The organism is Solemya velum gill symbiont (assembly GCF_002020255.1).
In the GTDB taxonomy this organism is placed as follows: Bacteria; Pseudomonadota; Gammaproteobacteria; order Chromatiales; family Chromatiaceae.
Window position 1 is genome coordinate 226,729 of sequence record NZ_MPQG01000001.1, and the last position, 13,434, is coordinate 240,162.

Below are 13,434 nucleotides of genomic sequence, written 5' to 3' on the forward strand. Positions count from 1 at the left end.
ACTTTCATTTAAGGAGGTGATCCAGCCGCAGGTTCCCCTACGGCTACCTTGTTACGACTTCACCCCAGTCATGAATCACACCGTGGTAACCGACCTCCTGAAGGTTAGTCTAGCTACTTCTGGTGCAACCCACTCCCATGGTGTGACGGGCGGTGTGTACAAGGCCCGGGAACGTATTCACCGCGACATTCTGATTCGCGATTACTAGCGATTCCGACTTCATGGAGTCGAGTTGCAGACTCCAATCCGGACTACGACCGGTTTTCTGGGATTAGCTCCCCCTCGCGGGTTTGCAACCCTCTGTACCGACCATTGTAGCACGTGTGTAGCCCAGCTCGTAAGGGCCATGATGACTTGACGTCGTCCCCACCTTCCTCCGGTTTGTCACCGGCAGTCTCCCTAGAGTTCCCACCATTATGTGCTGGCAACTAGGGACAAGGGTTGCGCTCGTTACGGGACTTAACCCAACATCTCACGACACGAGCTGACGACAGCCATGCAGCACCTGTCACTCAGTTCCCGAAGGCACCAAGTCATTTCTGACAAGTTCTGAGGATGTCAAGAGCTGGTAAGGTTCTTCGCGTTGCATCGAATTAAACCACATGCTCCACCGCTTGTGCGGGCCCCCGTCAATTCCTTTGAGTTTTAATCTTGCGACCGTACTCCCCAGGCGGTCAACTTATCGCGTTAGCTGCGCCACTAAGTCCATAAAAGAACCCAACGGCTAGTTGACATCGTTTACGGCGTGGACTACCGGGGTATCTAATCCCGTTTGCTCCCCACGCTTTCGTACCTCAGCGTCAATCTTGGTCCAGGTAGCCGCCTTCGCCACTGATGTTCCTCCACATATCTACGCATTTCACTGCTACACGTGGAATTCCGCTACCCTCTACCAGATTCTAGCCAGGCAGTATCAAATGCAGTTCCCAGGTTGAGCCCAGGGCTTTCACATCTGACTTACCTAACAGCCTACGTACGCTTTACGCCCAGTAATTCCGATTAACGCTTGCACCCTCCGTATTACCGCGGCTGCTGGCACGGAGTTAGCCGGTGCTTCTTCTGTAGGTTACGTCAAGACCCAAAGTTATTAACTTTAGGCTTTTCCTTCCTACTGAAAGTGCTTTACAACCCGCAGGCCTTCTTCACACACGCGGTATTGCTGGATCAGGCTTTCGCCCATTGTCCAATATTCCCCACTGCTGCCTCCCGTAGGAGTTTGGGCCGTGTCTCAGTCCCAATGTGGCTGATCATCCTCTCAGACCAGCTACGGATCGTCGCCTTGGTAGGCCATTACCCTACCAACTAGCTAATCCGACGCAGGCTCATCTAATAGCGCGAGGTCCGAAGATCCCCCGCTTTCCCCCGTAGGGCGTATGCGGTATTAGCTACCGTTTCCGGTAGTTGTCCCCCACTACTAGGTAGATTCCTACGCGTTACTCACCCGTCCGCCACTCTACTCATACCCGAAGGTATTTTCGCGTTCGACTTGCATGTGTTAAGCATACCGCCAGCGTTCAATCTGAGCCAGGATCAAACTCTTCAGTTTAAGTTTGATAGTAAGCTTAGGGCTTACCAAATCCTTGCTCGATTAAGCGTTAACTTCAATCTAGAATTAACTTCTGTTTTGTAGTTGCCCAATCGAATATTTTGGTCATCGCAGACTTTCGACGGAGCACCCACACAAGTTACTTGATTCAATTTTTAAAGAGCGCTTGCACTTCCGTGCAAGTTAGAAGAGGAATCGTAATTCATCTCCCTGTTGCCGTCAACCTAGTTGGCGTCAACGAGGCGCGTATTCTACATGCCTCAAACTTGCTGTCAACCTCTTTTTTCACCGTTTTCACGTTGCCAAAGAGGCGTCGAGCGAGGCGCGCATTCTACAGCGTGCCATGTTTCTGTCAACAACTATTTTCAACCAAATTGGTGAAGATTTTTTATTAACAGAGGAGCTCATTCATACTGAGAATTTCGCCCCTTCCTTTCGCTTTCCAGAAGCTGTTTTGCATGCCTCTGTGCTGCTAGGGAGGGCGCATTATAGGGCCTGCAGAAAGAAGGTCAACACTTTTGTGAAACTTTTTTTGCAGTCCCTGTAAATCAGCCGATTGTAACGCGTGCAAAACGACGTTTTCCGACCTGGAAAACATGGCAGTCGCCTGCACTGTATTGCTTGTTGCGGTCATCCAGTTTCTGACCGTCAACTTTGACCGCGCCCTGCTTGATCATTCTGTAAGCCTCTGATGTACTGGATACCAGGCCAGCCTCCTTGAGCAGGTTGGCTATCGGCATACTGTCTCCTTCCACAGGCTGCAGGCTCTTCTCTTCTATCTCATCGGGCATCGCCCCCTTCTGGAAACGTGCAATAAAGGCTTCACGTGCTGCCACGGCACTCTGCTCATCGTGAAAACGGCCAATCAGCTCCTCGGCGAGGAGGAACTTGATATCCCTTGGATTCTTTCCATCCGCTATCTGCTGCTGAAACTCTCCGATTTCACTCATGGGGCGAAAGCTCAACAGTTCGAAGTAGCGCCACATCAGGTCGTCGGAGATCGACATGATCTTGCCAAACATCTCCTCTGGCGCATCGGTGATCCCTATATAGTTATTCAGCGACTTGGACATCTTCTGCACACCGTCGAGCCCCTCGAGAATCGGCATGGTCAGGACGACTTGTGGCTCCTGGCCATAGACCTCCTGCAGTTGGCGCCCCATCAGCAGGTTGAATTTCTGGTCGGTACCGCCGAGTTCAACGTCCGCTTTCAGCTCCACGGAGTCGTACCCCTGCACCAGGGGATAGAGAAACTCGTGAATAGCAATTGGCTGCCCGCCCTTATAGCGCTTGCTGAAATCATCGCGTTCGAGCATGCGCGCCACGGTGTTTTTCGCTGCCAGTTGCACCAGGTCGGCGGCACCCATCTTGCCCATCCACTCGGAATTGAACACCACGGTAGTTTTTGCCGGGTCAAGAATCTTGAAAACCTGCTCCTTGTAGGTTTCCGCATTGCGCAATACATCATCCCTGCTGAGCGGCTTGCGCGTAACATTTTTTCCGGTAGGGTCGCCGATCATGCCGGTAAAGTCGCCAATCAGGAAAAGAATCTCGTGGCCGAGGTCCTGAAACTGGCGCAGCTTGTTAATCAGCACCGTGTGTCCCAGGTGAAGATCTGGTGCTGTCGGATCAAATCCCGCCTTGATACGTAGCGGCCTTCCCTGCTCCAGTTTTTTCTGCAGCTGCTCAACGAGGAGAATTTCATCCGCCCCCCTCGAAATCAGCTCAATTGCCTCACTTACCCCTGTCATCTCTTGCTCCGGCCGCTTTTCAGCTTCATCTATATAGTAATAATCGAAAAAGAGCTCGGAATTTACAGCATGCATGCGATGATTTCCAGCCGTTCTGGGCCAGATTCACACCCAGCCAGGTAAAATAGTTGCGCCTCCCTATACACGGGAGAAGACAACAACCGCAGGGAATGTGTATGATATGCATCTGCTCAGCAGAGCCAGAAAGCACGGAATGCTTGCAACTTAAGCGTCATAGTTGTGAACCTCGGCAGCGACTGCATGTCATATACAGCTGACATTGATTAATAAAACCCCAGATAACTGGCCAGAGATGAAATCACTCTACAATAAAATTATCCTGCTCCTGTTTCTTGCATTCCTGCTGGCACCGCTGGCTTTCTGGCAAATCACCAACCTCCCGACAAAAACAGGGCCGGTAGAGATCACGATTGAACCAAAAACAATCACGGCAATTGAAGAGCCGGCTGAAGAACTCCCGGCCCTGATACCACCCATCATTGAGCCCACTGTCACTCCCGAAGAGACGATCACCCTGGAAGAGCTGGCCTCGCCAGAAGAGACCGTCACACCGGAAGAACCAGCCCAGGCGGAGCCAGCTTTTATAGAGGAACGCTGGGTTATTCACGAAGTTAAACCAGGTGACACACTGTCGACAATTTTTTCATCCCAGGAAATCGGCACTACTGCTCTCTACGCTGTCATCAACAGCGGAAAGGAAGGCAAACAGATCGAAAGAACCCTGAAGCCCGGACAGAAACTGCTGCTGCGCTTCAAGGAAGGCACAGGCGAACTCGACCTGCTGATTCACGAGGTCAACCTGGTCAAGAGTGTGCAATTCGATATCAACGCAGGTAGCGCAATTACCACGGTACTGGAGAAGGATGTCGAAAAGCGTATCGTAACCGCCTCCGGCACCATCACATCATCACTCTTTCTTGACGGCCAGAAAGCCGGACTGAGTGACCGCACTATCGTCGAGATGGCCGGTCTGTTCAATTTCGATATCGATTTTGCCAGGGAGATTCAGCCGGGTGATTACTTCTCAGTGATCTACGAAGCAAAATATATCGACGGCGAATTTTTCGGTAACGGCAGCATTCTCGCGGCCGAGTTCATCAATACCGGCAAGAGCTTCCGCGTCGTGCGTTTCGAAAGAGACGGAGCAGTCGACTACTACAACGAAAAGGGCCAGAGCCGTAAAAAGACCTTTACCCGCACGCCGGTCAACTTCGCCCGCATCAGCTCGAAATTCACCAAGTCAAGATACCACCCGGTACTGAAACGCTGGCGCTCTCACAAGGGTGTCGATTACGCCGCAAAGACCGGCACACCGGTTCTGGCAACCGGCAACGGCTCTGTCAAGATCATCCAGAAACAGAGAGGCTACGGCAAGGTCATCTACCTCCAGCACGGTAAAAAATACACCACCGTCTATGCCCACCTGTCTCGCTTCAAGTCCGGCCTGAAAAAAGGCCACAAGGTAAAACAGGGCGAGGTCATCGGCTATGTCGGATCAACCGGACTGGCGACCGGCCCGCACCTCCATTACGAGTTCCGCATCAACGACAAGCACGTCGATCCGCTCTCTCACAAGCTGCCGGCAGCTGACCCTATCAAGGGCGACAAAATGGCGCAGTTCAAGAAAGTAGCCGCACCCCTGCTCCAGCAACTGGACCAGTTGAAAGCGCCCGTAATTGCCGGGCAACCATAAGGACCAATGCCGGCATCACTCTATATAGGCCTGATGTCCGGCACCAGCATGGACGGCATCGATGCCGCACTTGTCAGCATCGATGAGAATGAGGATCTTGAGCTCCTCAAGACCCACAGCCACGAGTGGCCCACACCATTGCACCAGCAGCTGGAAGCGCTTGCCCTGCCCGGTGAGAATGAAATCGACCGACTTGGTGAGGCTGATGCCTGGGCAGGAGACGTACTCGCCGAATCAGTCATTGCACTTCTCAACAAGGCGAACATTCCAACAGAACAGATCAGGGCAATTGGCTCTCACGGGCAGACCGTGCGCCACCGCCCGCACAACCAGCACCCCTTTACGCTGCAGATTGGTGACGCAAACCGTATTGCAGCCAAGACCGGCATCACTACCGTTGCCGATTTCCGACGCCGTGACATGGCCGTCGGGGGACAGGGAGCCCCTCTTGCACCGGCATTCCACAAGGCTGTATTGAGCTCACCTGATGAAACGCGTGTTATCGTCAACATAGGCGGAATCGCCAACCTGACAATACTGCCAAAGGACGCCTCTATACCCGTGACCGGATTCGATTCAGGACCCGGCAACAGGCTAATGGATGACTGGATCTTTCGCACCAGGATGGAACCCTACGATAACAATGGCGACTGGGCAGCAAGTGGAAATCCGTCAGAAAAACTCCTCTCCATGCTGGCCGACGAGCCATACTTCAACCAGGCACCCCCGAAAAGCACCGGTACCGAAGAGTTTAACCTCACGTGGCTGGAGCAACGAGGCGACGACCTGGTCAAGGAACTCTCACCTGAAGATATCCAGGCTACCCTGCTGGAACTCACTCTTGTCACAATCACGCAGGCAGTCACTGCACATGCCCCCACTGCAGAACGCCTGCTTGTGTGTGGTGGAGGTGCTCATAACAACACACTGATGCAGCGTCTCCAGGCAAGGCTCCCGGAATTGAAAACAGGCACAACAGCGGAACTCGGAATCGATCCTGACTGGGTTGAGGCTGCCGCCTTCGCGTGGCTCGCCCATCGAACAGTCAACGGACTCAACGGCAACCTCACCGAAGTCACCGGAGCCAGCAAGTCCGTTCCACTGGGTTGCATTTACCCTGTATGAGGCTAACGCATGAGGAAATCCATTACGACTGCCTTGACCACCTCACTGGCAGTTTTACTCGCATCTGCCTGCACGGCTGAGTCGACTTCAAATCAGAACGGCGATATCCAGCAGACTTCCGCTGGAAAGGTGCGTGTTGAACGCATCACAGGTCCCTTTTCGCATCCTTGGGCTGTCACCTTTCTGCCCGGAGGCGCAAAACTGGTGACTGAAAGGGGTGGAACCCTGTGGCATCTCCTCAGCGATGGCGCCCGAATCAAGGTCATGGGCGTACCCGGTGTACATGCCCGCGGTCAGGGGGGGCTGCTCGATGTCGTGGCAGCACGCAATTTCAGCACCAGCCGGGAAGTATTCCTGAGTTATTCCGAACCGGTCAACGGAAAAAGCCGCACTGCTGTCGCTGTCGCCCGTCTTGACGAACAGGGTGATCGTCTCGAGAATCTACGCGTCATCTTCCGCCAGGCTCCGGCTGAAAGCACCAGTCATCACTATGGCTCACGTATCGTTGAAGCAGAGGATGGCAATTTGTGGATCACGCTGGGCGATCGCGGTAAAGCAAACAAGGCCCAGAACATCAATAACAATATCGGCAAGGTGATTCGCATCGCACGCGACGGAACAACCCCTGGTGATAACCCCTGGAGCAACAAGCCTGGCGCTGCAGAAAATTGGTCCTATGGACATCGCAATCCGCAGGGAGCAGCACTAGACCCGCAAACCGGCGCCCTGTGGACCGTAGAGCATGGCGCAAAAGGAGGTGACGAAATCAATCGTCCCGAGGCAGGGAAAAACTACGGCTGGCCCATCATCTCCTACGGCACCCACTACACCGGACTGAAGATTGGCGAAGGTACACACAAGCCGGGCATGCAACAGCCGGCCCACTACTGGGACCCTTCGATTGCTCCGTCAGGCATGATGATCTACTCAGGCAGGCTCTGGCCTGAGTGGAAAGGAGACATCTTTGTTGGCGCACTCAAGTATCAACTCATCAGCCGACTCAAGCGCGACAACGACAGCATCACGGCTGAAGAGAGAATACTGAAAGGTGCATACGGCCGTATTCGCGATGTTCGCGAAGGGCCTGAGGGTGCCATCTGGTTCCTGACCGATGCAGGCGACGGAGGCCTCTATCGTATGACTCCCGAATAAAAGAGCGCAAAACATCAGATTCAGCACTGGCAACTCCGACACCTGAAGACAAAATAATTGTATGCTGACGGGGTGCACCCGGATTTATTGAGGATTAACAAGATGTGGCTATTTCATAGGGGTGCGGTTCTGTTAGCGACCGCCCTGTTCTCGTCTGGCTTGATTGCTGAAGAGACGATGACTGTCGAACTGACATTCACTCCCGATCTGAATAATGGACGGAATGTCTATGAAACCTGCGCGTCATGTCATTTACCGGAAGGCTGGGGTAGTAGCGACGGTGCTTATCCCCAGATTGCCGGGCAGCATCAGCAAGTATTGCTCAAGCAGCTGCTCGATATTCGTGATGGCCACAGGGAGAACTCCATCATGTACCCCTTTGTGCAGGAACGCACCATCGGCGGTTACCAGTCACTGGTCGATGTCGTCACCTACATCACCAGGATGCCAATGCATCCGCGGCACAAGCAGGGGCCTTTCAGTGATTTCTCCGATGAATACAAGCAGGGAGAGCAACTCTACCAGAAACACTGTGCTTCTTGTCATGGTGCTGAAGGAGGAGGGAATGACAAAACCAGAACCCCAAAGCTTTACGGGCAACATTACCCCTATGTACTGCGTCAGATCGACCTGATCAGGAAAGAGCTGCGTAGCGTTGACCCTGTAATGAAAGGGGGCGTCGACCAGTTAAGCCCGGAAGAGCTGATGATGATTGTCAATTATGTTTCCTGGATCGAGGTTCCCGAGGGGGAAAAGGCACCTTCAGCCAATTGGCGCAACACAGATTTCTATTGATAGCAGGGGTGAGATTGGAACATGAGTCAAAAAATCAACCGGCGTAAATTTTTACAAACATCGGCCGCATTGGCTGCAGCCTCGGTTGCTGCTCCTGGCAGCCATGCCAGCGAGATGGACCAGGCTATTAAAGCACCGGCTATCGGAAGCAATCTCTCTTCTCCTGCTTCCTTGCCAGCCAAAAAAGGACCACGCGTGGTGATCGTTGGCGCAGGCTGGTCGGGATTGACCATGGCCAAATACCTGAAGAAATTCGCCAGCGATTTTGACGTGGTGTTACTGGACAAGAGAGAGCAGTTTGTCTCCTGCCCTATCAGCAACGCATGGATTGCAAACCAGGTTAACCTCGAATTCCTCACGCATAGCTATGTCGATGCAGCGAAGAACAACGGCTATATCTTCATCAGCGCCACGGCCATCGATCTCGACCGGGCAGGCAAGACACTGTACACCACCGAGGGTGCTATCGCTTACGATTACCTCGTTATGGCACCCGGTATCGACTATGACTATGCACACATCGGGGTTGAAGATCCCGAGGTCGAACAGCAACTGCGCATGCACTACCCGGCTGGTTTCAACAGCGCATCCGAAGTCATGGCAATCAAGCACAAGATTGAAAATTTCAACGGCGGGACACTGTTGATGACTGTTCCCACCGGCAACTATCGTTGCATGGCGGCCCCCTACGAGAGGGCTTGCATGGCAGCAGCCATGATGAAACAGCGCGGGGTCAAGGGAAAGATCCTCCTGCTCGACGGCAATAACGATATTCGTATCAAGAGCGAAGGCTTCAGGCGCGCATTCTCGGAATACTATGCGGACATTATCGAGTATGAATCCAGTGCTGGCATAACAGACATTCTCCTCGAAGATCATGAAATCGAAACAGAATTTGATAACTACCAGTTCGACGACGCCGTGATCTACCCGCCGATCAGGGCTTCCAGGGTGCTGGAAAATTTCGGGCTTGCCGACCCCGCATCACCTCAGAAAGAGGCTGCTATCGATCCTTACAAGTACCACCTGCTGGATGATGAACACGTCTATGTCACAGGGGATTCACGTTCGCAGCCGTTTTCCAAGAGCGGTAACACTGCCCACTCCGAGGCCAAGTATGTCGCGGAGGTGATTGTCGCGCATGCCAGGGGTGAGGAGATCGCCTGGCGCAGCCCGCAAACCATGTGCTTCTCCGGCGTCAAAACAGACCCGCTAGAGTCCATGAGTATCATCGCGTTTTACAAGTTCGACGAACATGAGAAAAGCTTTGCGTTTGACCGTGTTCACCTAATGGAGAAATGGAGTGAGCGCTCGGGACAGGCCGGTCTTGCGTGGGCGGAAGGGATGTTCAGGGATATGTTCTACAGTTAGTGACCCCCGAAGGCCCCACAAAAAATACGCCGGTCACAACCGGCGTTTTTCTATTCGGGACGAAGCGTCCGGCTCAGGTCGAAAACGAGGAGCCGCAGCCACAGGTTGTGGTTGCATTCGGATTACGGATAACAAACTGTGCACCCTGAAGCCCTTCGGTGTAATCAACCTCGGCACCCATCAGGTACTGCAGGCTCATCGGGTCAATCAGAAGTTTGACGCCATCTGTTTCAACTGCTGTATCGCCTTCGTTGACGGTCTCATCAAAAGTAAAACCGTACTGAAAACCGGAACAACCGCCGCCCTGCACATAGATGCGCAGCATCAGCTCGGCATTACCCTCTTCCTCTATCAACTGGGCCACCTTGCTTGCCGCCGCCGAAGTAAATTCGAGCGGAGCCTCTTCTGCCTGTACTTCCACTTGTGACATTGTTACTACACCTTAAATCATTGTATGAAAAGCTGCTTCCGGTAATAGACCGGGGCATACGATAGCGCCAATATGGCTTTTCCTACTATTTTAGTCAAGATTTTTCTATAAATCGCTTTCTAACTCTACGGGTATTGACGCAAATGCCGTCAATTCATCGCAGTCTCTGCCACTGTCGGCACAAAATCCTTTTCAGCACCCTGTATTTTATCGCCCTTGCCCTCGATAAAAAAGCGGATCTTCTCCAACTCAAATGCTGGGGGGTGCATAAAATGGCCCTGCACCCGCTCAAGAGTGCGAAATTCCAGCTGGTAGCCCTCTTTTGCCTTGAGATCGACATCGCTCGACAGGTAGCGCCTCTCGAGACCGGACTCATTTCCAATCAATTCGTAGTGCAGCTCGGCCTTGACCGGTTTGTCGGAATCAGGAAGACGGCTGACAGCAATCTCGAAATGGTATTCACCAATAATCTCGCTGGGCACAACCTCAATTGACTTGATGTCCAGCGCAGTATCAATCGTATTGTCGCTCAACAACTTTTTGACCAGGGCCGTCTCTTCTGTCCATTTATGCCGTTCAGACTGAAGCGCCTTGAGCTCCTCGCGCAAGGTTTTTGCGACTTCACGATCAATCTGGAACGAACGCTCCATCATGATGACCTGCTGACGATAGGTGTCACGCTCCCTGGTAACCTGTTCGAGAGTTTTCTGCAGTTCGCCAACAACTTCCACGGCCTGCGCACGGTCACGGATAACAATATCCTTTCCGCCGACATTCACCTCTTCACCCATGGACCAGAAAAGCCACACAATCGCGACAAATGCGACTGAAATAGCAATTTTCGAGATCATGTTGGCACTCGGCATGGATACCCGTCTTGCCTTTTTCTTAACCGGTTTTTCCATCAGGGTGCCAGCGCAACATGGTCAAGCCCCATGCTCTCATCCAGTCCGAACATCAGGTTCATATTATGCACAGCCTGACCGGCAGCACCCTTGACCAGGTTATCTATCACCGAGAGCGCAACCACTGTATCACCACCCTGTGGACGATGAACCGCAATCTGGCAGCGATTTACACCTCTCACACTGCGCGTCTCCGGATGACAGCCATAGGGCAGAACGTCGACGAAAGGCTCGTCCGCATAGAAATCCTCGTAGAGCGCCTGAAGATCAGTATCTGACGTTACCTGGCTGTAGAGCGTGGCATGTATTCCGCGAATCATCGGCAGCAAATGGGGGGTAAACGTCATGGCGGGCTCACCACCCATGATGCTTCCGAGTACCTGCCGAATTTCGGGAAGATGACGGTGACCAGCAACCGCATACGCCTTGAAGCTCTCACCGCATTCCGCCATCAGGGTGCCGACATTGGCACCACGGCCGGCGCCACTGACGCCCGATTTGCAGTCTGCAATCAACGGGCCTTCAATCAGCCCTTTCTGTGCAAGAGGCAGATAGCCAAGGATGGTAGCAGTTGGATAACAGCCGGGATTGGCAACCAGCATGGCACCACGAATCGACTCACGATTAATCTCCGGTAAACCATAAACTGCATCTGGCAGTAGTTCGGGAGATGCATGCGTCATGCCGTACCACTGTTCCCACACTGCCTGATCGCTAATACGAAAATCGGCTGCCAGGTCAATGACACGGGTATTGGCTGCAAGCAGGACTGGTGCTGACTTCATCGCCGTACCGTTTGGAGTGGCGAAAAAAACCAGGTCGCATGCCTTCAGGGCATCATCATCCGGCTCACTGAACGCGAGATCGATATGCCCGCGCAGGCTGGGAAATAGATCAGCCACGGGGCGGCCAGCCTCACCTCTTGAAGTAATGACCTGCAAATCCGCCTGCGGATGCATGGCCAACAAGCGCAACAACTCAACGCCTGTGTAACCTGTGCCACCAACTATACCTATCTTGATCATGTTTCCTGTCTTGTACTTACCTGCAAGCGGCTAATAATACACCAAACCGCCTGAAAAGCATTGGTAAAAGGATTCATACAACATCCTCCCACTTCGCAGCAGAACTTGTAACTTGCCTCAGTCGGCTGCAAACTGATTGCATGATGAACTCACCATCGCATATAGAAGTCAGATAAAGTGATACCCGAAGAGAAAATCACATGGAAATCATTGACGCCATAGCGCTGATGCTCGGCGCTGCCTGGGCCTCCGGCATTAACCTCTACGCCGCAGTTCTTGTACTGGGATACATGGGCTCGACCGGCTATACGACGCTGCCACCTGCCCTCGAGGTGCTGCAGGATCCGCTTGTCATGGGCATTGCCGCACTGATGTATTTCGTCGAATTCGTTGCAGACAAGACACCAGGCGTCGATAGCGGCTGGGATGCGATACACACTTTCATCCGTATCCCGGCAGGTGCAATGATTGCCGCAGGTGCGGCCGGTGGTCTCGATATGAACCAGGCTGCCGAGTTCGGCGCCCTGCTGCTTGGCGGCAGCGTTGCCGCAACCAGCCACTTCACCAAGGCCGGTTCGCGCCTGGTTATCAATACGTCACCTGAACCCGTTACCAACTGGACCGCCTCGGTGACCGAAGATATCGCCGTGGTTGGTGGACTCTGGACAGCGCTTAATTACCCCGTGCTGTTTATTGCCGCACTGATTCTGTTCATACTGCTGGCAATCTGGCTGTTGCCGAAAATCTGGCGTGCGATCAAGCGTATAGCTGCCAAAATCCGTGGCTGGTTCAAAAACAAGGAGGCTCCTGAACCTGAATCAGCACCCGGCAACGAGGAGATCGCCAGGCGACTTGAGTCAAAAAGTGCAGATGAACCCTGACCGGGATCAGTCATATTTGAAAGGAGATTTAAAATTATCTCCCTCCACTTTACTCAACGCCCATTTACGCCGATACTTTCAGCCAGTTCCAAACTACTCTGAATAAATGACCCATGTTGTGGCTTAAATCTTTCCATCTCTTTTTCATGGTCGCCTGGTTTGCAGGGCTTTTTTACCTGCCACGTATTTTTGTCAATCACGCCATGATCGAAGATCGGGCCACCAGCGAGCAGTTCAAGCTGATGGAACGCAAACTCTACAAATTCATCACACCCTGGATGATTCTCAATATCGCCTTTGGTATCTGGATGCTGGTTGATTATGCCTGGGCTGCCTATTCATCCATGGGATGGTTGCACCTCAAGCTGGTCTTGATAGCAGGCCTGGTCGGTTATCACTTCTGGTGTGGACAAATCGTCAAGCAATTTGCCGAAGACAACAACAGTCGCAGCCATACCTGGTACCGCTGGTTTAATGAAATCCCGGTCATTTTCCTGCTCGCTATCGTTCTGCTGGCTGGTCTAAAACCTTTCTGATTCCCTCTCGTTTCAGTGAACTAAAGGAAAAATATTTTTTCCTTTTTATCCCCCGCTCAGGCGCTTCAGTTCATGCACAGCGACAAGCGCGCAACCACGCGCTTTTGCGCCTTTTCTGCACCAGTTTATCCACAAGCTTTCCACACCTCATTCACCAGTAAATCACCACCCAAACACAAGATGTTGTGGTTGACACTCAGGAA

General features: G+C 52.7%; 11 protein-coding genes and 1 rRNA gene. 7 read left to right on the forward strand and 5 right to left on the reverse strand.

Features of this window, described 5'->3' with window-relative positions; all coding sequences use genetic code 11:
- Positions 1-9: 9 nt before the first annotated feature.
- Positions 10-1,546: ribosomal RNA gene (locus BOW06_RS01010) — 16S ribosomal RNA — on the reverse strand.
- A 548-nt stretch (positions 1,547-2,094) separates the two neighbouring features.
- The gene (gene tyrS, locus BOW06_RS01020; RefSeq protein WP_078454422.1) at positions 2,095-3,297 is read right to left on the reverse strand and encodes a tyrosine--tRNA ligase; all 1,203 of its coding nucleotides are present in this window, start codon (positions 3,295-3,297) and stop codon (positions 2,095-2,097) included.
- 313 nt (positions 3,298-3,610) lie between these two features.
- Here tyrS and BOW06_RS01025 point away from each other — a divergent pair, with 313 nt between their 5' ends.
- The 5 genes from BOW06_RS01025 (at position 3,611) to BOW06_RS01045 (ending at position 9,454) form a co-directional block, all read left to right on the forward strand.
- Positions 3,611-5,011, forward strand: a complete 1,401-nt coding sequence (locus tag BOW06_RS01025) for an OapA family protein (RefSeq protein ID WP_078454378.1) — start codon at positions 3,611-3,613, stop codon at positions 5,009-5,011.
- 6 nt (positions 5,012-5,017) lie between these two features.
- On the forward strand, positions 5,018-6,136 hold the full coding sequence (locus tag BOW06_RS01030; protein WP_043118222.1) for an anhydro-N-acetylmuramic acid kinase: 1,119 nt from the start codon (positions 5,018-5,020) through the stop codon (positions 6,134-6,136).
- A gap of 9 nt (positions 6,137-6,145) precedes the next feature.
- Positions 6,146-7,288: a PQQ-dependent sugar dehydrogenase gene (locus BOW06_RS01035; protein ID WP_143556047.1), complete on the forward strand. Its 1,143-nt coding sequence runs from the start codon at positions 6,146-6,148 to the stop codon at positions 7,286-7,288.
- Between the two features lie 102 nt (positions 7,289-7,390).
- Positions 7,391-8,083 carry a c-type cytochrome gene (locus BOW06_RS01040; protein ID WP_052132290.1) on the forward strand — a complete coding sequence of 231 codons (693 nt, stop codon included), beginning with the start codon at positions 7,391-7,393 and terminating at the stop codon, positions 8,081-8,083.
- Positions 8,084-8,104: 21 nt separating this feature from the next.
- Positions 8,105-9,454 (forward strand): FAD-dependent oxidoreductase, encoded by a 1,350-nt coding sequence (locus tag BOW06_RS01045; protein ID WP_078454379.1) that lies wholly within the window; start codon positions 8,105-8,107, stop codon positions 9,452-9,454.
- 73 nt (positions 9,455-9,527) lie between these two features.
- Here BOW06_RS01045 and erpA read toward each other — a convergent pair whose 3' ends face one another.
- The 3 genes from erpA to argC all read right to left on the reverse strand — a co-directional run bounded on the left by erpA (position 9,528) and on the right by argC (position 11,814).
- A complete protein-coding gene (gene erpA / locus BOW06_RS01050) occupies positions 9,528-9,884 on the reverse strand; it encodes an iron-sulfur cluster insertion protein ErpA (protein ID WP_043118220.1) in 357 nt (118 codons plus the stop codon).
- Between the two features lie 149 nt (positions 9,885-10,033).
- Positions 10,034-10,789: a DUF6776 family protein gene (locus tag BOW06_RS01055; RefSeq protein ID WP_078454380.1), complete on the reverse strand. Its 756-nt coding sequence runs from the start codon at positions 10,787-10,789 to the stop codon at positions 10,034-10,036.
- Positions 10,789-11,814, reverse strand: a complete 1,026-nt coding sequence (argC, locus tag BOW06_RS01060; RefSeq protein ID WP_043118217.1) for an N-acetyl-gamma-glutamyl-phosphate reductase — start codon at positions 11,812-11,814, stop codon at positions 10,789-10,791. The genes BOW06_RS01055 and argC overlap by 1 nt, the downstream gene beginning before the upstream one ends.
- Positions 11,815-12,014: 200 nt before the next feature.
- Here argC and BOW06_RS01065 point away from each other — a divergent pair, with 200 nt between their 5' ends.
- Together BOW06_RS01065 and BOW06_RS01070 are read left to right on the forward strand one after the other, a co-directional pair.
- On the forward strand, positions 12,015-12,695 hold the full coding sequence (locus tag BOW06_RS01065; protein WP_043118216.1) for a DUF4126 domain-containing protein: 681 nt from the start codon (positions 12,015-12,017) through the stop codon (positions 12,693-12,695).
- 113 nt (positions 12,696-12,808) lie between these two features.
- Positions 12,809-13,231: a CopD family protein gene (locus BOW06_RS01070; protein WP_043118214.1), complete on the forward strand. Its 423-nt coding sequence runs from the start codon at positions 12,809-12,811 to the stop codon at positions 13,229-13,231.
- Positions 13,232-13,434 lie beyond the last annotated feature (203 nt).